Origin of the sequence: Listeria sp. ILCC796 (assembly GCF_900186175.1) — a bacterium.
GTDB classification, from domain to species: Bacteria; Bacillota; Bacilli; order Lactobacillales; family Listeriaceae; genus Listeria; species Listeria goaensis.
In genome coordinates this window covers 1-21,821 of the sequence record NZ_FYBV01000012.1, presented here as the reverse complement: position 1 = coordinate 21,821, position 21,821 = coordinate 1, and the positions used below count along the sequence as shown (strand labels likewise).

Below are 21,821 nucleotides of genomic sequence, written 5' to 3'. Positions count from 1 at the left end.
CACAAACATTTGTTCTTATTTTATCATATCTTCCTCGCACCTGCTAGCACGAGCTGAAACTTGCGCCGTAACAAGCGCTTCTTCTAAATCTTCATAAATTAAATTACCCACGATGATGACATCAGCCACTTCCGCCATTTCTTTTGCATCTGTAAGCGAGCGAATGCCCCCACCATACCATAATTTCGTTTCCTTAAGCACAGCTTTGACTGCCCGCAAAATTGTCACGTCACCAAACATGCCACTATATTCCACATAAAAAATCGGTAGGTGGAAAAAATGTTCTGCTAATTCAGCGTACGCCGCAACAGTTTCTGCTTCCAAATTGGTCAGCGCTCCGGTTTTAATCGCCGCTTTTGCCTCCGGATTTAAAATGACGTAACCAACTGGCGAAATACGCCTAAATGGGACGTGCGGTGCATATTCACGCAATAAGTCAACGTGTAAACCATGCGACCAAGTTGTATCAAGCGTATTTAAAACCATCGGAATTAAAAATTGGTCAGCCAGAGGTAAAATCATATCTGGCGTACTTATTTCCAAATAAAGTGGCAAGTCGGTTTCCATAAAACGTTCGTACGTTTCTGTGACATTTTCTAAAGTAATTCCATCTGTCCCGCCAATAATAAAACCATCTGTCTCACTTTGTAAGAGCATTTGAACCGCTTCATCAGACAATGGTTTGGCTGGATCAATCTTAAATAAATGACGCACACGCATAGACTCCCTTACTAAAATTCCAATTTTAATCGCTAGACTAATCTATTATAGCATTTGTTTGTTTTTCATTCATCTGTTCAAACGAGAATTTAACTTTTTTTGAACTTTTTCTAAAAACTTGCTCCAAATAAAAGACTTTTTTGATATGATTAACCTTACATCACTTTGAAAGGGGAATTTTATGCATCAAAAAGAAAAATGGGGTTCTAAAATAGGCTTTATATTGGCATCGGCTGGATCAGCTATCGGGATTGGTGCCATTTGGAAATTGCCATATGTAGCGGCAACAGCAGGCGGAGGAGCATTTTTTCTACTTTTCCTCGCCATCACGCTCCTTGTTGTTATGCCCATCTTAATGGCCGAATTTATTATCGGTCGCAGTTCAGGCGATGACGCCATTTTAGCTTATAAAACACTCGCTCCAAAATCAAAATGGAACTTACTTGGAAAACTAGGCGTTGTTGGCGCAAGTATTCTGTTTTCTTTCTACAGCGTTGTAGGTGGCTGGATTATTACTTACCTCTTTAAAGCCTTATCAATGAGCTTAGCGGGTGCCACGCAAACTGAATTACTACAGGAATTTAGTCGCACAACAGCCAACCCGTATCTTTCACTTATCGCTACCTTCATTTTTATCCTACTAAATGTTTTCGTTATTAACCGCGGAGTCGTATCTGGAATCGAGAAAATGAGCAAATTTATGATGCCGGCACTTTTTCTATTATTTCTTGTCTTGATTATTCGCTCATTAACGCTTGACGGTGCGATGAGCGGCGTACAATTTTTCTTGAAACCTGACTTCACACATATGACAGCCAACACGATTTTAATCACGCTCGGGCAAGCCTTCTTCTCACTAAGCGTTGGTATCTCGGTTATGGTCACCTACAGTTCTTACTTAGATAAATCTGTCAGCTTGCCGCAATCTGCCATTTCTATCGCTCTTTTGAATGTCTGTGTTTCGCTTCTTGCAGGGCTCGCTATCTTTCCAGCAGCCTTCGCATTCGGAATCACGCCTGACGCAGGCCCCGGCTTATTATTCGTCATCCTGCCATCGATTTTCAACCAACTGCCGTTTGGAACATTCTTCTTTGTTATTTTCCTTATTCTGTTCCTTTTTGCAGCCCTTACGTCAAGCTTTTCCATGCTCGAAGCAACGGTAGCACCGATTATGTCCAGCGGCGTTTCTCGAAAAAAAGCAAGTACGTGGATGGGAGTGCTTATCATGATTATGGCCGTTCCGTCGGCGCTTAGTTTCGGCGTGTGGAATGATATTCACCTCTTCGGCCTTACCTTCTTTGAATTCGCAGACTATCTCGTTTCCAATATCATCCTTCCAATCGGCGCCTTATTCATTTCCATTTTCGTCGGTTACCGACTGCCTAGACAGCTTTTACAAGATGAATTTACGGCAAGTAGCCATTTTGGCAAAAAAACCTTCATTGTCTGGCTTTTTATCATCAAATACATTGCTCCTATCGCGATTATCTTTGTCTTTCTAAGCGCGACTGGGATTTTAAAATTATTTTAAAACTAAAAAAACCTGAAGGTAACGTATTTCAAGTACGTTGCCTTCAGGTTTTTATTTCTGACTGATTAAATAGCGATTATTAAATTATGCTGTAATTCTTACTGTGTTAGTAGCCACAACAGCGCCACTAGCATTATATCCCTTCATAATAACCTCATCCGTAACGCTCGTTACATCGCGTTTAATATAGTAGCTATACGTACCCGTGTTATCCACAGGAATCTTAGAAAGTTGTGTCCCATTCACGGTTGCAGAAATGTATTTCACATCTCCTGAATAGGTTCCAATAACTGACTTGTCCCCAATTCGATAGCTATTCGATGTAATGTCACTTGTTAATCGAACACGAACTGGCGCTTCTGCAACTTGTACTTTTTCCTGATCGTAAGCCACAATGGATACTGTATCTGTAAGAGATGTAATATTAGGACGAGCATAGTAGGTATACGTGCCGTCTGATGGAACTGGAATCCTACTCAATAATGTTCCATTCACTTTCAACGCAATATATTTTACGCTTCCTTCATACGTCCCTGATATATATTTATCTTGATGTAAGAAAAAGTCATTTGCTGCAATTGCATTATTTTGTGGTGGACTTAGAACCACATTGACTGGTTTTTGATCGACAACATTTCCAGCAGCATTGTACCCTTTCACAGAAACTGTGTCGCCCGTTGCAATTTTATCTTTAGCATAGTATCTCCATGTTGTCGTATTTATCACGGATGTTCTCGAATACTCTGTTCCATTCACAACCAAGGATACATATTTCACATTGCCTGCATACGTTCCTTCTACATATGAGTCTGAAATAGCATAGTAATTCGGATTAACCGTAATTGTCCCACCTAAACTCCCTGGTCGATATAAGTCTACTTTCTTCCGTGAAACTTCGGTATTTTCCGAATTGTAACCGATGACAAACACTTCATCTGTATCTGCATTTGTAATGTTTGAACGTGCATAATAGCGGAATTTACCGTCTGCTTCAACTGGAACTTTAGAAAGCGTTGTTCCATTCACAGAAAGTCCTACTTTTCTTACCGAACCCGTATACGTTCCTTCCACATAAGCATCAGTCCCCACTACAAAGTTATTCGGGGAAACCGCTCCAATTTTTAGTTGCCCATCTTTTAAATTTACTCGTGCGCGGTCTAGTTCTCTATTTGCTGAATCAAGTCCAACTAAATAGACTGTTTGATTTATACTTGTAATATTATTTTTAGCATAGTAAGTGAAGCTTCCTGTAACAGGAACCTTAGATTGTTGAACGCCGTTCACTTCTAGGTAAACTCTCTCCACATCACCTGTTACTTCTGCTTGAATGCGACTATCATAGCCTACATAAAAGTCTTGTTTCACGGTAACCGTACCACTTTTTGCTGCTTGTGTAACTGTTGTATGGGCATTAGACGTTTTATCACCTGCTGTTACAGTGGCAGTTACGACTGTTCCGGCTACTTGCGCTGGAATCGTCAAACTGTAAGCGCCATCTGAAGCAATTCGACCACTCGCAAGTTGATTATTATGCTGGTCTTTCAGCACAATTGTTGCATTCGGTTCACCTGTTCCTGTCGCTACTCTCGAGTCTACATTTAATGGATTAATAGTAGTTTGAGCAATATGCTCATTCGTTACAGTCGTAAAAGCACTAGACGTTTTACCACCTTGTGTCACTGTCGCCGTCACAACTGTCCCAACCATTTGTTTTTGAATCGTCAAGCTATAACGACCATCTGAGCCTACTCGCCCTGTTGCAAGTTGATTATTATTTTGATCTTTTAACACAATCGTCGCATTCGGTTCTGCGGTTCCTACGGCGATTACCGAATCTGTGTTTAATGGCTCAATGGTTGTTTGAGCAAGGTTACCTTGTGCAACGGTTGTATTCACACTCGATGTCTTACCATCTGCTGTTGCCGTTGCTGTCACAATTGTTCCTGAAACTTGTTTCGGAATTGTTACACTATAACGACCATCTGAACCGACTCGACCCGTTGCAAGTGTTGTCGAACCTGCTTTAATTACAATCGTCGCATTTGGTTCTGCGGTTCCCTCTGCTTTGACAGAATCCGCATCTAATGCATTAATGGTTGTTTGTGCGATGTTTCCTTGTGCAACAATTGTATCTGCACTTGATGTTTTCCCGTTCAATGTTGCCGTTGCTGTCACAGACGTCTCTGCCTCTTGCCTTGGAATCGTTATACTGTAACGACCATCTGAACTTGCTGTACCCGTTCCAAGCGTTGTCGAACCTGCTTTAATTACAATCGTCGCATTCGGTTCTGCAGTTCCCTCCGCTTTGACAGAATCTGTATTTAACGCACTAATGGTTGTTTGTGCGATATTTCCTTGTGCAACAGTTGTATTTACACTTGACGTTTTCCCGTATGCCGTTGCAGTTGCCGTCACAACGGTTCCTACTGCTTGTTTTGGAATCGTCAAACTATATTGCCCATCTGCAGCTACTCTCCCTGTACCAAGCGTTGTCGAACCAGCTTTGATTTCAATCGTTGCATTTGGTTCTGCAGTTCCCTCCGCTTTGACAGAATCCGTGTCTAACTCATTAATAGTTGTTTGATCAAGAGCTGCATCCAAATCCATCAATGATACATTTCCAATATTTATTGTACCTTCCGTACCAATTGCATCTTTAAAACCAAGTACTTTTAATTCAATCCGCATCGTGATGTCTGCAGGAGCAGTGACAGTTGTCGTATAATTTCTTGCTGTAGGACTCGTGACAGGTAACCAATCACTGTTTGATATCTCAACATCATTATTATTGAAGTCTGATGTCCGTACTTGGATATGTTCTAAATCCGATCCAGAAACATACTTATAATCCACAGACAAACGATATCTGTGTCCCTCTATAACCTCTACATTTTGTCCTAAAAAAGCAATATGTCCATTATTTATAGCCCTTTTATGTGTAACGTTAATACTTCCATCACTTTGTGGAGCCATATAATTATCCAAGTATTCTCCAGAACCGCCGTATATCCTATAATTTTCCATATAATAAGCTCGGCCCGCTGAATACCTACCTTGTACATCCCAATTTGTAATCAAATTTCCGTCCCCTACAAATCCAGGATTTTGCAGTAAGTTACTTGTGACTGAAGTTAATGAACTATTTAGCCCAGCCTCCTGTGCATGGCCTTCAGTTGCTTTTGCATTATATGGCAATGAAGTAGCAATTGTTGATGCAACCAGGGTCGCTACTAAAGTACTAATCACCGTTTTCCTTAATCTAGATTTCTTAATTTTCAATATTCAATTCTCCTTTCGAGCGTTTTAGACATGGCAAAAAATAGGGGGTCCGCATCAGGACACCTCTAATCCTAATCGTTTCCTATTAGTCCCCTTGTCTATTATACTGTCTAATTTTTTAACACAATCCTCCTTTTTTAATCCTCTAATCACTGTAAGCTTTTTTCATAGTAACATTTAAAATTTACCGAAAAAAGCCAGAAAAATGGATTTTCAAAAAAAATATATATAAATTTTGTGACAGATTTTCTTCATTTTCACTTCGATTCTCAAGCCCAAACGGACCGATAATCATTGCTACAAGAAGAAGTACACAATTGGCACGATGAGATTCCACTCTGGTCTAGCTCAACCGCTCACTCATTGTACTTATTCACTTCCATTCGACCTTTTCGATAACTTTTCCCCTGTAACTTTAAATCGCGCCAAATTATGCTTTTCAGATTTTGAAGGGTGACGAGAAGCGTATTACGATGATTCACTTGCCCAGATTGCACCTTTAAAAGCGAAAGTTTTGGCGACACCAGTTTATTATTTTCTTGTATAGCTACACCAATTGCATACGCCAAGCTAGGAGGATTTTCTTCTTCCAAAATTGAACAAACTGGTATTTTATGTATAAATTGTAACAATTTCCATCTAAATACCTCTAATAAACTTAAATATTGACTTAAAAACCTCCTTTTTTCCAAAAATGCTTTATGTTATAATGAAGTCTGATTTTAGTGAGGTTTCGACCTATATGGAGGAGATGAACAGAGAAAACTTGCCGAAATGAAGATGAAAAAGAACACCTAAGAACGATTATTTTAGTCAAATAAGGAGATTAGTTTTATGATAACAAAGCAACAGACGACTCTTTTAAAAGGGATAGCTATTTTTATAGTAATCGTGTCACATATATGCTATAAAAACTTTGATAATTACCATTATATTGGTCCGATTTCTGTGTGGATATTTTTAATTCTTTCAGGATATGGACTAACGGCCTCTGCTGATAAAAACGGTTTATCCAAATACTATAAGCGTTATGTCAAAATCATTATCCCATACTGGATTTTTAGTATTTTCAAACTGATTTTTGTAGCCATTATTTTCCAGCAAACTTTTTCGATGAAACAATTATTTTCAATCATGTTTTTCTTTGACATCGGGCGTGACTTAGATCCGACGATGTGGTTTGTACTATTTATACTATTTTGGTACACGTTATTCTTAATCGCGCGCTTACTTGTAAAAAATCGTGTATTACAACTGATTATATTATTACTCGGTTCAGTCAGCATCGTGTTTATTGACGAATACTGGTTATTTTATTCCATCGCCTTTCCGGTTGGGGTCTTCCTGAAAAGAGAAGAACACTGGTTAGCACCTATGAAAGATAAATTATTAGCAAAAGCCTCAATAAAGTGGGGCAGCCTAATTGCATTAACGGTTGTGTGCGTATTTTTATACTTCACTTCTAACATTCCAATGGCATCCTTTATGTGCTTTATCGGAGCGCTCCTTGTCATTATGGTAGTCCAGTCTTTCCATGTGAAAAGTAAATTCTTACTATTTTTGGGTACTTGGTCCTTCTTCCTTTATCTAATCGAAGGCTTCCCGAGTTATTCTTTCGATTTAGTAGGCTACTTCAATCCAATGATAGTCGGCTTACTTGTTTACCTTGCCTTTACTTTTATCATAGGTATTTTGCTTGGTAAATTCAGTAATAAGATTTTGAAAATGTTACGTTAATTGCTAATCATTAACCGCCTATTCTTAGGCGGTTTTTTTGCACAAAAATGAGAACTTGCGTTAGCAAGCTCTCATTTTTTTATTTTGTTTTAGACTAAATCGCCATCAAAATAAGACTCAATACACAAATCCACATACCAGAAAGTCCGATGGAAATTCCGATGTAATTTTTTGCGCGCACATTGAAAAGTGTTGTGAAACTAAAACAAATAATGAATATCCAGTGCCATAACATGCTGAAATTCAGTCCGACATTTTGTATAATCATATCGATTGAAATATACATAACGGCGAGAACCAAAATGGCGATAATCGCAGTTTGGAACCCTTTACTTGGTTTCTTCTTCATTTATATCCTTCTTACTTCGTTTCCATTCGGTTGAACACAACTTCATACATGTCGTTACCGTAGTTTAGCGAACGTTTTACACGTGAAATCGTTGCGGTGCTTGCACCTGTTTCTGCTTCAATAACATTATATGTTTTTCCTTCTGAAAGCATTTTAGCAACTTGGAAGCGTTGTGACATCGACTGAATTTCATTCACAGTGCAGACATCATCAAAGAAAGCATAACATTCTTCAAGCGTTTCGAGCTTTAAAATACCATTAAAAAAAGCATCCAAACCTTCCCCACGAATCTTTTCTATTTGCATATTTAGATAACCTCCGTTCCTCTACTTGTACTTTCATATTTTAACGTACCAACGCATGAAAAAGCAACTACTTTATTTCTGTAAAAGGGAAAAGCGGATTTGCCAAATCGCTCATCCGCTTGTTTTATCTTATTCAGCTTTCGCACCTATGTCAATTCGGTAGAAGAAATTTGGATTGTCTAGTTTCTTCATTTCCGCATATAAAATTTGACGTGCTTCTTTCATTGTATTTGCAGAAGTTTGAAGAAGGAGTACTCGGCCACCATTTGAAATGAGATTACCGGCAGTGTCCAATTTTGTTCCAGCATGATAGATTGCGATTTCTGGGCTGACTTGGTCAAGGCCGGTTAGCAATTGGCCGGTTTCGTATTGTTCGGGGTAGCCCTTGCTTGCAAGGACGATGCCGAGGTGAATACCTGCTTTTTTAAAGCGTACGTCGGGAGTCTCATTTTTTAGAAGTGCCAAGATGAGCTCGGCGAAGTCGCTTTCTAGGCGCGGGAGGACGACTTGCGTTTCTGGGTCTCCGAAGCGCGCATTAAATTCGATGACTTTCGGACCTTCATTTGTGGCAATCAAGCCGGCGTAAAGGATACCTCGGAACTCACGCCCTTCTTCAACCATTCCTTTTGCTGCGGGAAAAAGAATCGTTTGAATGGCTTCTTCGACCAATTTTTCTGGTATATGTGGAACGGGTGAATAGGCGCCCATTCCGCCTGTGTTTGGACCTTTGTCGCCGTCATAGGCGCGTTTGTGATCCTGGGCGATGGGCATCGGATAGACTTCTTCGCCGTTTACAAAGGCCATGAGGGAAAATTCTTCGCCTTCTAAAAATTCTTCGATGACGACTTTTTGTGAGGCTTCACCGAATCGTTCTTCTAGCATCATTTCCTTTAATGCGAGTACGGCTTCTGGCATCGTCATTGCGACAGCAACGCCTTTTCCGGCGGCAAGTCCGTCCGCCTTAATCACAATGGGGACTCCTTTTTCCTCCAAATAGGCTTTCGCTTCTTCGTACTTGGTGAAGGTCTTCGAGTTTGCGGTTGGAATCGCGTATTTTTGCATGAACTGTTTGGCGAAATCTTTGCTTCCTTCGATGAGAGCGGCGGCTTTTGTTGGACCGAACGCGAGCAAACCAGCTTCTGTGAAAGCATCCACTACGCCTGATAAAAGCGGGATTTCTGGGCCGACTACCGTGAATGCGACGGCTTCTTCTTGCGCGAAGTGAATTAGTGCTTTAGCGTTTTTTTCTTGAATGTCCACGCAGTGCACGCCGCTGTTTTTCATGCCGTCATTTCCTGGGGCACAAAAAACGGTGTCAACGTCACGCGAGGAAAGAAGTTTTTGACAGATGGCATGTTCTCGGCCACCACTACCAATTACGAGTACTTTCATCTTTTCACTTCCTTTTTAATGTTTAAAGTGACGAACATGTGTTGTAACCATTGCAATACCGTGTTTATTTGCCATTTCAATGGAATCCGCATCTTTAATCGAGCCGCCTGGTTGAATGATTGCGGTAATGCCGGCTTCCGCTGCAGCAAGAACCGTGTCATTCATTGGGAAAAAAGCATCGCTCGCTAGTACTGCCCCCTGTGCGTTCACGCCAGCTTGACTTAGCGCAATTTTTGCCGCGCCGATGCGATTCATTTGTCCAGCGCCGACACCGAGCGTCTGGCTAGCGTTTCCGACAACAATCGCGTTTGACTTCACATGTTTCACAATTTTCCACTGCACAAGAAGCGCGCGCATCTCCTCGTCAGTCGGTGCTTTTTCCGTCACAACCGTAAAAGTCTCGGGATCAGCCACAAAAGTATCACTATCTTGGACAAGCAAGCCGCCGTTCACAGACGTTTTTTCCAAGCTCGGCGCAAAACTCGACATGTCGACCGAAAGCAAACGGATATTTTTCTTTTTGGTTAAAATAGCTAACGCGGCGTCAGAAAAACTTGGCGCAACAATGATTTCCAGAAAGATTTCACTTAGTTTTTGCGCAGTTTCCACGTCAACCTCACGATTTAGCGCGACAATGCCACCAAAAATCGAGGTTTCATCCGCCTCGTACGCCTTTTCATACGCCTCAAAAATCGTCGTACCGACACCAACGCCGCATGGGTTCATATGTTTCACGGCCACTGCTACAGGTTCTGTGAATTCGGCTGCAATTTTAAGCGCAGCGTCTGTATCGCGAATGTTGTTGTAGGATAGCTCTTTGCCGTGGAGCTGTGAAGCGTGTGCCACACTATGAACGTCCGCCAGTGGTTCTTCGTAAAAAGCCGCCTTTTGGTGCGGGTTCTCACCGTAGCGTAAACTTTCTTTTAGGTCATATGTTAGCGTGAGCTTTTCAGGGAATTCCTCTTCCGTCAAGAAGCCCGCGATTAGCGCATCATAGGAAGCCGTATGGCGGAACACTTTTGCGGCAAGTTTCGCACGAGTTTCGGGTGTCACGCTGCCGTTTTCAAGTTCAGCTAAAACAGGCGCGTAGTCGGCCGCATCAACTAAAACCGTCACCGCCTGATAGTTTTTGGCCGCCGAACGGAGCATCGAAGGGCCACCGATGTCGATATTTTCAATGGCTTCGCTAAGTGCCACATCAGGTTTCGCAATCGTTTCTTGGAAGGGATATAAATTGACGCAAACTAAATCGATCGGCTGGATACCGTGTCGTTTAGCCTCATTCACATGCGTTTCTAGGTCACGCCGAAATAAAAGGCCACCGTGAATCATCGGGTGGAGGGTTTTCACGCGTCCGTCTAGCATTTCTGGAAACTCCGTCACCGCTTCAATTCCGGTGGTTAAAACGCCGTTTTCCTCCAAAATTTTCTTCGTTCCGCCAGTTGAAATAATCTCAAAGTCAAGTTGTACGAGTGCCTTCGCGAAGGCTACCACGCCTTCTTTGTCCGACACACTAATGAGCGCTCTTTTCATTTATTTAAACTTCCCCTCTACTAAATTTTTCACCACTTTGGGGTAAAAGATATGTTCGATTTCGTGAATTTTCGCCGTGAGTGACGCCTCCGTATCTGTTGCAAGGATTGGAATGCTTTCGCGTGCAATCACTTCGCCCGTATCCATGCCCGCATCTACAAAATGTGCGGTGACGCCCGTCTCGTCTGCCCCGTCTGAAAGCGCCTGTAAAATCGCATCTTTGCCCGGATATTTCGGCAAAAGTGACGGGTGCAAATTGACAATTTTATTCGGATACTGGTCGAGTAACGTTTCGCCGATGAGGCGCATGTAGCCAGCCAAGACGATAAAGTCTACCTGTTTCGCTTCTAGCTCGGCTAAAATGGCGGTTTCAAATTCCGCTTTATTCGCGTAAGCTTTCGGCTCAAACAGAAATGTCGGCACGCCAAATTGCTTGGCCCTCTCGAGCACCCCGGCGCCCGCTTTATCACAGACGAGCAGGACGATTTTATCCCCGACATCGCTTTTCATGAGCGCTTCGAAATTCGTTCCCGAACCTGTTGCAAAGACGGCGATATTCATTTCGTTTCGCCCCCAATAAATGTGACGGCTGCCGTTTGTTTCTCCGTGACGCGCCCAATTTTATAAGCCGGCTCGCCTAGCTCCTGCAATACATGTAAAACGTTCGCCGCTTCATTTTCTGGAACCGCTAGCACCATGCCAATTCCCATGTTGAAGATGTTATACATTTCCATTTCATCTAGCTGACCGCGCATTTTAAGGCTACTGAAAATCGGCAGTTCAGGCCAAGAGCCACATTTAATTTCCGCCGCCAAATTTTCGTTTAGCATTCTCGGCAAGTTTTCAATAAAGCCGCCGCCCGTGATGTGCGCAATGCCATTCACCTTGCTTTGCTTTAAGACTTCTAAAACAGGCTTTACGTATATTTTTGTCGGTTCTAACAAGTAGTCCACAAGTTCCCCGTCTGGGAGTTCTGGAAGCTTGGCATTCAATTTTAGAGCGCCATCTTTGAAGTAGATTTTTCGAACGAGCGAGTAGCCATTGCTATGAATGCCGCTTGAAGGAAGCCCAATTAAAACGTCACCCGCCTGAACGGCATCAGCCTGAATCAATTTGCTTTTTTCAACAGCGCCAACAGTAAAGCCAGCTAAATCGTAATCGTCCGCCGCATACATATCGGGCATTTCAGCGGTTTCCCCGCCGATAAGCGCGCACCCTGAAAGCTCGCAGCCAGTCGCCACACCTTTCACAATTTGTTCCATTTTGGACGGCGTGTTTTTCCCTGTCGCAATATAATCTAAAAAGAAAAGTGGCTCGGCGCCTTGTGCGAGTATATCGTTTACACACATAGCAACGCAGTCAATCCCAATTGTATCGTGTTTTCCAGCAGAGATCGCCACAGCGAGTTTTGTTCCAACACCATCTGTGCCTGATACTAAAACAGGTTCTTTTAATGCGAGCTCACTTAAATCAAACATACCACCAAAGGAACCAAGTGCGCCCATAACGCCTAATCGCTCTGTCCGCGCAACATGTTTTTGAATGCGTTCCACGACTTCGTAGCCTGCATGGACATCAACGCCTGCCTTACTGTATGCATTTTCCACTTTTTAACACTTCCTCGTTTTATTTTTTTTGATCTTCTAGGCTTTTCAAATACTCCGCTTCATAATCATATAAATCAGTTGGATAGTCGCCGTTAAAATACGCCATACATAAACCGCCGTACGGCTCATTCGGATAAGGTTTGCCGACTGCTTCCACAAGCCCCTCTTCACTTAAATACGTGAGCGAATCAGCGCCGATAATTCGGCAAATTTCATCGACACTATGGTTTGCCGCAATGAGTTCGTTGCGTGTTTGAATATCAATGCCGTAAAAACACGGGAACGCAAGGGGCGGGGAAGCAATTCGGACGTGCACTTCTCTGGCGCCAGCTTCGCGCAGTAGTTGAACAATACGCTTACTCGTTGTTCCGCGCACAATGGAATCGTCAATCATGACGACACGTTTACCTTCAACGACACCGCGAACCGCCGACAATTTCATGCGCACCCCTTGTTCCCTTAGCTCCTGTGAAGGCTCAATGAACGTTCTGGCCACGTACCTATTTTTAATCAAACCGAGCTCGTAAGGTAACCCAGATTCCTCCGCATAACCGATTGCCGCTGAAATGCTCGAATCAGGTACACCTGTCACGACATCAGCATCCACGAAAGCTTCCTGTGCGAGCCGTTTGCCACTACGCTTTCTCGCCGAGTGCACATTAATCCCCGCAATATTTGAATCGGGGCGTGCAAAATAAATGTACTCCATGCTACAAATCGAGTGCTTGACTTCTTTGGTGAAAACGTCAATGTGAAGTCCGTCATCATCAATCACAATGAGTTCGCCTGGTTCAACGTCACGGACAAATTCTGCACCTACCGTTTCAAACGCGCATGTTTCCGATGCAACGACGTAACTGTCGCCAATCCGGCCAATCGAAAGCGGACGGAAGCCGTTCGGATCTAGTGCGGCAATCATCGCATGTTCCGTAAGAAGCATATAGGCAAAGCCGCCTTTCACACGGTTTAGCGCCACTTTCAAATCTTGAATGAAGTCCCCCGTCTGACTGCGCTTAATCAGATGCGCCAGCACTTCCGTATCCGAACTCGTTTGGAAAATCGCCCCTTCTTTTTCCAGTTCCGCACGTAGCGATGAAGCGTTAATTAAATTGCCGTTATGCGCAAGCGCCAATGAAGAGTTTTGAAAGTGGAACAAAAACGGCTGCACATTGCCTAAACTTTTGCCTCCAGCCGTCGCATATCGCACATGCCCAATTGCCCCCGTTCCTTTTAACCCATCAAGCTCTCCGTGTTTAAAAACGTCCGCAAGCAACCCTAAATTCCGGTGCCCCTTAAGCGTCAGACCGTCCGTTGACACAATCCCAGCGCCTTCTTGCCCGCGGTGTTGCAAACTGTGCAAGCCGTAATACGTAATTTCCGCAGCAGCCGGGTGATTCCAAACGCCAAAAATTCCACATTCCTCGTTCAAACCTTTTATTTCAGCAAGCATGGCAAAGCCCCTTCCCAAATTTCGCGCAAACTTTCCGTAGATACAACCACTTCTTCTTTTTTGGAAGAAATCATTAGCACAGCGTCTTCCGTCACCACTCCAACTTCATGCACATTTTTGTTCGCGAAAATTTCCTCAAATTTCGCTTTGTCCGCTTGTTTCACCGATACAATAAAACGAGATTGTGACTCACTGAAAATCATTTCAAGTTCAAATGGCACAGCCACTTTCGCCCCGTAATTGCCTTTAAATGCCGCCTCCGCGAGTGCCACTGCAAAACCGCCTTCTGAAATATCATGCGCACTTTGAACAAGTCCAGCTTGAATCGCTTGAAGTACCCCCGCCTGGTTCGCCTGTTCCACATCTAACTCAAGCCGCGGAGCACGCCCAGAAATCTTACCTTGCAAGAGCTTTTGCAGTTCCGAGCCATTATATTCAGCGAAAGTGTCACCGACCAAATAAATCGCATCACCTGCCGCCTTAAAATCCTGCGTCGTAATATCTTTTATATTTTCAACCAAACCAACCATACCAATTACTGGTGTCGGGTAAATCCCCGTGCCGTCCGTTTCATTATACATCGACACATTCCCCGAAATAACTGGTGTATCAAGCGCAAGACACGCCTTACTAATGCCGTCTGCCGCTTTCTCAATCTCCCAGAAAATTTCCGGTTTGTCCGGATTTCCAAAATTAAGGCCGTCCGTAATCGCAAGCGGTTTTGCACCACTCGCCACAATATTACGCGCCGCCTCGCTCACCGCAATCGCACCACCAAGCTCTGGGTCAAGATACAAATACCTTGAATTGCAATCCGTCGTCATCGCAATCGCCTTCTCCGTTCCACGCACACGTACAACCGCCGCATCACTACCCGGCACAACCGCCGTACTCGTGCGCACTTGGTAATCATATTGCTCATAAATATACCGCTTACTCGCAATTGTCGGTTGAGCCAAAAGCTTTTCCCAAGTTTCTTTTAGGTTTAAAAGATTAGGCCGAAATGGCGTTTCATTTTGAAACTCTTGGTAACGTTTTGGTTCACTTGACGGTTTGTGATAAACCGGCGCATCTTCCGCAAGAGCATCAACCGGTACACTCGCCACAACTTCCCCGTGATGAACAATCGTGTACATTTTATCATCCGTCACCTCGCCAATTGTCACCGCATGCAAGCCGTAACGCTCAAACAATGCTACAATTTCCGCCTCATGACCGCGCTTCACACATAAAAGCATCCGCTCCTGCGACTCCGAAAGCAGCATTTCATACGCGGACATATGCGTTTCCCGTTGCGGCACATCGTCCATCACAAGACGCAGACCAGTTCCCGCCTTCGATGCCATCTCCGAACTCGAACTCACAAGTCCCGCTGCCCCCATATCTTGAATCCCAACTAAAATATCCGCATGCTTCTGAATGACTTCCAAACAAGCCTCTAAAAGCAGTTTTTCCATAAATGGATCGCCAACTTGAACCGCTGAACGCTGCTGTTCGCCTTCCTCACTAAATTCCACCGAAGCAAACGTCGCCCCGTGAATTCCGTCACGCCCCGTTTTGGCGCCAACGTACATGACCGGATTGCCAACACCAACTGCTTGCCCTTTTTGAATATCTTCTTTTTTGATTAAACCCACACACATGGCGTTGACCAGCGGGTTCTTCGAGTAGCACGTTTCAAATTGTACCTCGCCCCCAACCGTCGGAATCCCAATTGAGTTTCCGTAGCCTGCAATGCCTGCCACAACTTCATTTACCAAGTATTTCGTATGCGGATTATTTAGTTCGCCGAAACGAAGTGAGTTCAGCATCGCAATTGGACGAGCGCCCATCGAAAACACATCGCGAATGATTCCGCCGACTCCAGTTGCCGCACCTTGATATGGCTCCACGTATGACGGGTGGTTATGACTCTCCACTTTAAAAGCCACGCCTAGTCCGTCCCCAATGTCAACAATTCCAGCTCCCTCACCCGGGCCTTGTAAGACTTGCTGCCCTTCTGTTGGGAATTTTTTCAAAACCGGTTTGGAAGTTTTATAACTACAGTGCTCCGACCACATGACCGAGAAGAGGCCTGTTTCGGTGTAGTTAGGCTTGCGCCCGAGAATGGAAACGATTAAATCGAATTCGCTATCCGTTAAACCCATTTCCTGATATATTTTTTGCTGTGCGATTTGGTCCATCGTTGGTTCATTTGCTAGCACTTTCGCTCGCCTCCTTCATAGAACTGACAATCGATTGAAATAATTTCAAGCCGTCCACACCGCCGACAATTTCTTCGACAGCTCGCTCTGGATGTGGCATCATGCCAAGCACGTTGCCGCGTTTATTCACAATACCAGCGATATTCGCCGCGCTACCATTTGGATTTTCAGCCGCATACGTAAAGACAATTTGCTTGTTCGCCTGAAGTTCCGCAAGCGTTTCTGCATCGCAATAATAATTGCCTTCCCCGTGCGCCACGGGAATTGGGATTTCTTCACCAGCTTGATAGCTAGACGTAAAAAGCGTATCCGCATTCTCAACTTGAAGCGGCAACGTTTTACAAACAAAATGCAAATTGCGATTCCGAATGAGCGCGCCCGGCAACAAGCCGCATTCCGTTAAAATTTGAAATCCGTTACAAACGCCTAGAACGGGACGCCCCTCTTCCGCAAAACGCATCACTTCTTTCATAATATTCGCAAATTTAGCGATGGCGCCCGTGCGTAAATAGTCCCCGTATGAAAAGCCACCCGGAAGAAGCACCGCATCAAATCCAGCAAGCGACTTTTCAGCGTGCCACACGTATTCGGCTTCCTCACCTAGCACATCTCGGATAGCATGAAGCATATCTAAATCGCAATTTGACCCCGGAAACTGAATCACAGCAAATTTCATTCTTATGCCTCCTCAATTTCGTAACGATAATCTTCCATCACTGGATTCGTTAACAATTTATCACAAAGTTCATCCAACATAACGCGTACATCACGGTCCGTTTTTTCAACTTGAAGCTCCATATATTTTCCAATCCGAACGTCCTGAACACTCGCATACCCCATACTAATAGCCGCCTCGTTCACCGCGTCCCCTTGCGGATCAAGCACACTTTTTTTTAACGTCACATAAATTTTCACATTATACATTACTTCATGACCTCCTCAAGTCGCGATAAAACTTCATCATAAACTGTAATTAAATTCCCAATATTCCGACGAAAGACATCCTTATCGAGCCTCTCCCGCGTCTCTTTATCCCAAAGTCGGCACGTATCCGGCGAAATCTCATCCGCAAGCAAAATCTGACCTGCCGCATCGCGTCCAAATTCAAGTTTAAAATCAACAAGCGTAATCCCCATTTTTTCAAAAAGTTCCTGTAATTTACCGTTCACTTGAAACGCGAGAGCCTTAAGCGTTTCAATTTCCTTCCTATCGCAAGCACCGAGAAAAACAACGTGGTCATCATTGATGAAAGGATCGTCTAGTGCATCATTTTTAAAATAAAATTCCACAATCGGCGTATCAATAAGTTCCCCCTCGTCCCTGCCAAGCCTTTTCGCAAGACTACCCGCAAGCACATTTCGCACCACCACTTCCAGTGGAATGATGTCCACCTTTCGAATCAATTGTTCCGTTTCAGAAATTTGTTCAATAAAGTGACTCGGAATTCCCTCGTTTTTCAAATAACGAAAAATAAGCGAAGTAATGTTGTTATTGCGTATTCCTTTTCCCGCAAAAACTTCTTTCCTTCCGCCGTTTAATGCCGTTGCATCATCTTTATATTTCGCACGGAGCACATCCGCTTTTTCTGTCGTAAAAAGTTCCTTCGCTTTGCCTTCGTAAATGAGTTCGTCTGTCACTTAAAATCTCTCCTTTTGAAAAAAGTAGCCTCACTCGCCTAATAAAAGACGAGCAAGTCGTATTTTAAAGCCCTAAACGGTTAAAAATTAAATCTACATTTTTAAGATGATAGTGATAATCAAAGCAGTCATCAATCTCTTTTTCCGAAAGTAATGCGGTAATTTTCGGCTCATTTTCCACAAGCGTTCTGAAAGACGTTTTCGTTTCCCACGCTTCCATCGCTTTTGGTTGAACCGTATCATATGCCTCTTCCCGCGCCATTCCTTTATCAATTAAAGAAAGTAAGACGCGCTGTGAATAAATTAGACCTAGCGTCGCATCCATATTTCGCTTCATATTGTCAGGAAATACCGACAAATTTTTCACAATGTTTCCAAAGCGACTTAAAATATAATCAAGTAAAATGGTCGCATCCGGTAAAATAATTCGCTCCGCCGAGCTATGTGAAATATCGCGTTCATGCCATAGCGGCACATTTTCATACGCCGTCATCATATGTCCGCGAATTACGCGTGCAAGCCCCGTCACGTTTTCCGAGCCAATCGGATTACGCTTATGCGGCATCGCCGAACTCCCTTTTTGGCCTTTCGCAAAAGCTTCCTCCACTTCACGAACTTCACTTTTCTGAAGGCCACGCACCTCAACCGCAAATTTTTCAACAGACGTTGCGATTAAAGCAAGTGTTGCGACATATTCCGCATGTCTGTCGCGCTGCAGTGTCTGCGTGGAAATTGGTGCCGGCGTAGTGCCTAAGTGCTTACAAACATATTCTTCGACAAAAGGGTCAATATTCGCGTACGTGCCAACCGCACCAGAAATCTTACCAAATTCAACGCCCTTCGCCGCATAATCAAATCGCTCTAAATTACGCTTCATTTCCTCATGCCAAAGTGCAAGTTTCAACCCGAATGTCGTCGGCTCCGCATGAACGCCGTGTGTTCTACCCATCATGACCGTGTTTTTATGTTCCCGAGCTTTGTCAGCCAAAATTTGAATGAAGTTTTCCAAATCTTTACGTAAAATTTCATTCGCTTGTTTTAATAAGTAAGAGTTTGCTGTATCCACCACATCCGTTGACGTTAAGCCGTAGTGCACCCATTTACGTTCAGCACCAAGCGTTTCAGAAACCGCACGTGTAAAAGCCACCACATCATGACGCGTTTCAAGCTCAATCTCTTTAATCCGTTCAACATCGAATGTCGCATGCTCGCGAATTTTAGCTACATCCGCTTTTGGAATATCGCCAAGCTCTGCCCATGCCTCACAAGCTAAAATTTCAACTTCAAGCCAAGCCTTAAAGCGATTTTCCTCCGTCCAAATTTTGCCCATTTCCTCTCTCGTATAACGTTCAATCATGCGCCTTTAGTCCTCCATCTATTTCCAAATTTTCGTTTCTTCTAAATCAATTAATACAGCGCTTGGATCATTCGCTAAAATCGTAATATGCCCCATTTTGCGGTCGCGCTTCGCTTCTTTTTTCCCGTAATAGTGCACATACCAACGCGAGTAATCACCCATCTGTTCATTTACGCCTTCCACATGCTGCCCTAAAATGTTAATCATGACTGCTGGCTTAATCAATTCCGGCTTTAAAAGCGGCAAGCCAACAATTGCCCGAATATGCTGCGTAAACTGCGAAATATTACATGCTTCAATCGTATAGTGCCCCGAATTATGCGGTCTAGGCGCGAGCTCATTCACATATAGCGCGCCAGACGCTGTCACAAACATTTCAACCGCCAAAACGCCTTCTAAGCTTAAAAACTCGGCCAATTTCACAGCAATGGCTTGCGCCTCCTCGTGGACATCGGCTTCTAGTTTTGCCGGCACAACGGATGTATGCAAAATATTATTGCGATGCACATTTTCACTTACTGGAAAGGTTTCAATTTGCCCCGCAGCATTTCGAGCTACAACAACAGAAACTTCTTTTTCAAACGGAATAAAAGCTTCGAGCACACACGAACCATATTTTAACACTGGAAGGGTTTTATCCACATCTGCCTCACTACGGAGAATAACTTGACCTTTTCCATCATATCCGCCCCGCGCCGTTTTCACAACAGCTGGATAGCCAATACTTTTAATCTGTTCCAAAATATCCTCTTTATCAACAACAACCGCATAAGGAGCAATGTTCACATTCACAGACTCCAAATATGCTTTCTCTAAAATCCTATCTTGCGTAATCGACAAAAGCTCGGAGCCTTGCGGAACTTTCACCATATCTTCCACTTTTGCAAGCGCCCCGTAATCTACATTTTCAAACTCATACGTCACGACATCTGACTTCGCCGCGAGCTCGCGTAACGCCTTAATATCATCATATTCCGCCACAATCTGTTCATCACAAACCTGGCCACAAGGCGAATCAAAAGTTGGGTCTAAAACAATCACCCGATACCCCATCGCTTTCGCACTAAGTGTCATCATTCTGCCTAGTTGTCCACCGCCAATTATGCCAATTGTGCTATTCGGTAATAAAAATGTGTTATTCAAGTTTATCACTACTTTCTAGTACAGTTTCCTCTAGTGTAGCACGTCTTTTCGCTAATCGGCTAGCAATTAAATCATTAGAAATTGATAAGATTTGTGCAGCCAGTAAACCAGCATTCACAGCACCGCTCTCACCAATTGCAACCGTAGCAACTGGCACACCAGCTGGCATTTGTACAATTGAAAGAAGTGAATCCATTCCATTCAGCGCCTTCGATTTAACCGGCACACCAATAACAGGTAACGTCGTCTTCGCCGCAACCATTCCTGGTAAATGCGCCGCTCCGCCAGCACCTGCAATAATCACTTTTATTCCATTTTCTCGCGCCGCCTCCGCATAACGAAACATTAAATCAGGCGTACGATGCGCCGAAACAACCTTCTTCTCATAAGAAATCTCCAGCTCATCCAGTATCTCACAAGCCTTTCGCATCGTTTCAAAATCCGAGATACTCCCCATGATGACACCAACATCCGCAGACATTTACGGCTCAACTCCTTCTATAAAAGTGAATTTCCGTTTCAACACCTTAATTCTAACAATACAAACCTTAATTGTCAATTAAAAATCGAACGTTTTTATACTTCTAAAACCGAACGTTCGGTTTTTGCTTAATTATAAAAAAGTCCCGCCAACTAGCAGGACTTCACTTCATTCGTTTTCGCACACTCTTAACCCAAAATCCACCATGAATTTGTTTCGGCTCTGAAGAAACAATAAATGCCTTTTCATCAATCGCCACAATTTCCTTATAAAGCTTCCGTTCATTTTTCCGTGGTGTCAAAATCTCGAGCATCATCCGCTCACCATCTCGACCATTCGCAAGCCAACTTGTCACCCCGTAACCCAAATCCCGAATCTGGTTCGGCAAATCCAAATTGTACTCCTGCGTAATCACGTTCACCGTAATATAACCTAACGCCAATCGTTCCTCAATTTTCATACCGATAAACAATCCCACGCCAAATCCGACTGCATATGCAATCACATTCGCGATATTATTTAAGTTATCAAGCACCAAACTAAGCGCCACCACGTACACAACCATTTCAATAACGCTCACAAAAGCCGCCAAATAACGATATCCCTTCATTGTTAGCAACAAACGCACTGTTGAAATCGCGACATATAAAATGTTCACAATAAAAATTGTAAGCACAATACCAATTGCCCCATGAACCATCCTAATCCCCACTTCCTTTAAAACCAAACAGACTTACCTACTTATCCATTCTACACTATCCCTATTCCATTTTAAATACCACCTTAAACACTTTCTAAAAAAAAGTATTAAAAAAAGGCTCAGAAAATTTCTGAGCCTTCCAATTGCCCGGCAGCGACCTACTCTCACAGGGGGAAGCCCCCAACTACCATCGGCGCAGAGAAGCTTAACTACCGTGTTCGGGATGGGAACGGGTGTGACCTTCTCGCCATAACTACCAGACAATGAATGAAAGAACGTTGTTCTCTCAAAACTAGAGAAGAAAAGTGTTGAGTTACAAAGTAACGAAAACCAGATTAAAAGGTTAAGTCCTCGATCGATTAGTATTTGTCCGCTCCATATGTCGCCATACTTCCA

20 protein-coding genes and 1 rRNA gene are annotated in these 21,821 nt (G+C 43.5%); 2 read left to right on the top strand and 19 right to left on the bottom strand.

The annotated features are described in order from the left end of the window. Positions 1-15 precede the first annotated feature (15 nt). Positions 16-714, bottom strand: coding sequence for a heptaprenylglyceryl phosphate synthase (locus CFS04_RS11635; RefSeq protein ID WP_088810930.1), 699 nt, complete (start codon positions 712-714; stop codon positions 16-18). A gap of 187 nt (positions 715-901) precedes the next feature. Here CFS04_RS11635 and CFS04_RS11630 point away from each other — a divergent pair, with 187 nt between their 5' ends. After that, positions 902-2,251 (top strand): sodium-dependent transporter, encoded by a 1,350-nt coding sequence (locus CFS04_RS11630; RefSeq protein WP_088810858.1) that lies wholly within the window; start codon positions 902-904, stop codon positions 2,249-2,251. Between the two features lie 84 nt (positions 2,252-2,335). Here CFS04_RS11630 and CFS04_RS11625 read toward each other — a convergent pair whose 3' ends face one another. Both CFS04_RS11625 and CFS04_RS11620 read right to left on the bottom strand, forming a co-directional pair. Further along, positions 2,336-5,530 carry an immunoglobulin-like domain-containing protein gene (locus tag CFS04_RS11625; RefSeq protein ID WP_088810857.1) on the bottom strand — a complete coding sequence of 1,065 codons (3,195 nt, stop codon included), beginning with the start codon at positions 5,528-5,530 and terminating at the stop codon, positions 2,336-2,338. 356 nt (positions 5,531-5,886) lie between these two features. Then, entirely contained in the window at positions 5,887-6,162 is a 276-nt protein-coding gene (locus tag CFS04_RS11620) for a WxL protein host-binding domain-containing protein (RefSeq protein WP_159457903.1), read from the bottom strand. A gap of 202 nt (positions 6,163-6,364) precedes the next feature. Here CFS04_RS11620 and CFS04_RS11615 point away from each other — a divergent pair, with 202 nt between their 5' ends. Then, on the top strand, positions 6,365-7,267 hold the full coding sequence (locus tag CFS04_RS11615; RefSeq protein ID WP_088810855.1) for an acyltransferase family protein: 903 nt from the start codon (positions 6,365-6,367) through the stop codon (positions 7,265-7,267). A 94-nt stretch (positions 7,268-7,361) separates the two neighbouring features. On the opposite strand, the gene CFS04_RS11610 is transcribed toward CFS04_RS11615, so the two are convergent. The 16 genes from CFS04_RS11610 to rrf form a co-directional block, all read right to left on the bottom strand. Then, entirely contained in the window at positions 7,362-7,616 is a 255-nt protein-coding gene (locus CFS04_RS11610) for a hypothetical protein (protein ID WP_088810854.1), read from the bottom strand. A gap of 11 nt (positions 7,617-7,627) precedes the next feature. After that, a complete protein-coding gene (locus tag CFS04_RS11605; RefSeq protein WP_088810853.1) occupies positions 7,628-7,921 on the bottom strand; it encodes a YerC/YecD family TrpR-related protein in 294 nt (97 codons plus the stop codon). Positions 7,922-8,050: 129 nt separating this feature from the next. After that, positions 8,051-9,313, bottom strand: a complete 1,263-nt coding sequence (purD, locus tag CFS04_RS11600; protein ID WP_088810852.1) for a phosphoribosylamine--glycine ligase — start codon at positions 9,311-9,313, stop codon at positions 8,051-8,053. A gap of 15 nt (positions 9,314-9,328) precedes the next feature. Beyond that, positions 9,329-10,846 (bottom strand): bifunctional phosphoribosylaminoimidazolecarboxamide formyltransferase/IMP cyclohydrolase, encoded by a 1,518-nt coding sequence (purH, locus tag CFS04_RS11595; RefSeq protein WP_088810851.1) that lies wholly within the window; start codon positions 10,844-10,846, stop codon positions 9,329-9,331. After that, the gene (gene purN, locus CFS04_RS11590) at positions 10,847-11,407 is read right to left on the bottom strand and encodes a phosphoribosylglycinamide formyltransferase (protein ID WP_088810850.1); all 561 of its coding nucleotides are present in this window, start codon (positions 11,405-11,407) and stop codon (positions 10,847-10,849) included. Further along, the gene (purM, locus tag CFS04_RS11585; protein ID WP_088810849.1) at positions 11,404-12,453 is read right to left on the bottom strand and encodes a phosphoribosylformylglycinamidine cyclo-ligase; all 1,050 of its coding nucleotides are present in this window, start codon (positions 12,451-12,453) and stop codon (positions 11,404-11,406) included. Before purM ends, purN begins: the two co-directional genes overlap by 4 nt. Positions 12,454-12,472: 19 nt before the next feature. Next, positions 12,473-13,903, bottom strand: coding sequence for an amidophosphoribosyltransferase (purF, locus tag CFS04_RS11580; protein ID WP_088810848.1), 1,431 nt, complete (start codon positions 13,901-13,903; stop codon positions 12,473-12,475). Beyond that, a complete protein-coding gene (gene purL / locus CFS04_RS11575; RefSeq protein ID WP_088810929.1) occupies positions 13,888-16,086 on the bottom strand; it encodes a phosphoribosylformylglycinamidine synthase subunit PurL in 2,199 nt (732 codons plus the stop codon). Before purL ends, purF begins: the two co-directional genes overlap by 16 nt. Positions 16,087-16,093: 7 nt before the next feature. Beyond that, positions 16,094-16,783: a phosphoribosylformylglycinamidine synthase subunit PurQ gene (gene purQ, locus CFS04_RS11570; protein ID WP_088810847.1), complete on the bottom strand. Its 690-nt coding sequence runs from the start codon at positions 16,781-16,783 to the stop codon at positions 16,094-16,096. Between the two features lie 2 nt (positions 16,784-16,785). Continuing rightward, a complete protein-coding gene (purS, locus tag CFS04_RS11565; protein ID WP_088810846.1) occupies positions 16,786-17,031 on the bottom strand; it encodes a phosphoribosylformylglycinamidine synthase subunit PurS in 246 nt (81 codons plus the stop codon). Next, entirely contained in the window at positions 17,031-17,744 is a 714-nt protein-coding gene (gene purC, locus CFS04_RS11560) for a phosphoribosylaminoimidazolesuccinocarboxamide synthase (protein WP_088810845.1), read from the bottom strand. Before purC ends, purS begins: the two co-directional genes overlap by 1 nt. 64 nt (positions 17,745-17,808) lie before the next feature. Further along, positions 17,809-19,101 (bottom strand): adenylosuccinate lyase, encoded by a 1,293-nt coding sequence (gene purB, locus CFS04_RS11555; protein WP_088810844.1) that lies wholly within the window; start codon positions 19,099-19,101, stop codon positions 17,809-17,811. Between the two features lie 18 nt (positions 19,102-19,119). After that, a complete protein-coding gene (gene purK / locus CFS04_RS11550; RefSeq protein ID WP_088810843.1) occupies positions 19,120-20,244 on the bottom strand; it encodes a 5-(carboxyamino)imidazole ribonucleotide synthase in 1,125 nt (374 codons plus the stop codon). Further along, entirely contained in the window at positions 20,237-20,725 is a 489-nt protein-coding gene (gene purE, locus CFS04_RS11545) for a 5-(carboxyamino)imidazole ribonucleotide mutase (RefSeq protein WP_088810842.1), read from the bottom strand. The genes purK and purE overlap by 8 nt, the downstream gene beginning before the upstream one ends. A gap of 163 nt (positions 20,726-20,888) precedes the next feature. Further along, a complete protein-coding gene (locus tag CFS04_RS11540) occupies positions 20,889-21,425 on the bottom strand; it encodes a DUF2179 domain-containing protein (protein ID WP_088810841.1) in 537 nt (178 codons plus the stop codon). 145 nt (positions 21,426-21,570) lie between these two features. Further along, positions 21,571-21,686, bottom strand: a 5S ribosomal RNA gene (rrf, locus tag CFS04_RS11535). Positions 21,687-21,821: the final 135 nt, after the last annotated feature.

What these genes read in the sequence shown, in the direction of transcription:
- CFS04_RS11630 (WP_088810858.1), top strand. Translation starts at nt 902, where the DNA reads ATGCATCAAAAAGAAAAATGGGGTTCTAAAATAGGCTTTATATTGGCA.
- CFS04_RS11615 (WP_088810855.1), top strand. Translation starts at nt 6,365, where the DNA reads ATGATAACAAAGCAACAGACGACTCTTTTAAAAGGGATAGCTATTTTT.
- CFS04_RS11610 (WP_088810854.1), bottom strand. Translation starts at nt 7,616, where the DNA reads ATGAAGAAGAAACCAAGTAAAGGGTTCCAAACTGCGATTATCGCCATT.
- CFS04_RS11605 (WP_088810853.1), bottom strand. Translation starts at nt 7,921, where the DNA reads ATGCAAATAGAAAAGATTCGTGGGGAAGGTTTGGATGCTTTTTTTAAT.
- purD (WP_088810852.1), bottom strand. Translation starts at nt 9,313, where the DNA reads ATGAAAGTACTCGTAATTGGTAGTGGTGGCCGAGAACATGCCATCTGT.
- purH (WP_088810851.1), bottom strand. Translation starts at nt 10,846, where the DNA reads ATGAAAAGAGCGCTCATTAGTGTGTCGGACAAAGAAGGCGTGGTAGCC.
- purN (WP_088810850.1), bottom strand. Translation starts at nt 11,407, where the DNA reads ATGAATATCGCCGTCTTTGCAACAGGTTCGGGAACGAATTTCGAAGCG.
- purF (WP_088810848.1), bottom strand. Translation starts at nt 13,903, where the DNA reads ATGCTTGCTGAAATAAAAGGTTTGAACGAGGAATGTGGAATTTTTGGC.
- purL (WP_088810929.1), bottom strand. Translation starts at nt 16,086, where the DNA reads ATGGACCAAATCGCACAGCAAAAAATATATCAGGAAATGGGTTTAACG.
- purQ (WP_088810847.1), bottom strand. Translation starts at nt 16,783, where the DNA reads ATGAAATTTGCTGTGATTCAGTTTCCGGGGTCAAATTGCGATTTAGAT.
- purS (WP_088810846.1), bottom strand. Translation starts at nt 17,031, where the DNA reads ATGTATAATGTGAAAATTTATGTGACGTTAAAAAAAAGTGTGCTTGAT.
- purB (WP_088810844.1), bottom strand. Translation starts at nt 19,101, where the DNA reads ATGATTGAACGTTATACGAGAGAGGAAATGGGCAAAATTTGGACGGAG.
- purE (WP_088810842.1), bottom strand. Translation starts at nt 20,725, where the DNA reads ATGTCTGCGGATGTTGGTGTCATCATGGGGAGTATCTCGGATTTTGAA.
- CFS04_RS11540 (WP_088810841.1), bottom strand. Translation starts at nt 21,425, where the DNA reads ATGGTTCATGGGGCAATTGGTATTGTGCTTACAATTTTTATTGTGAAC.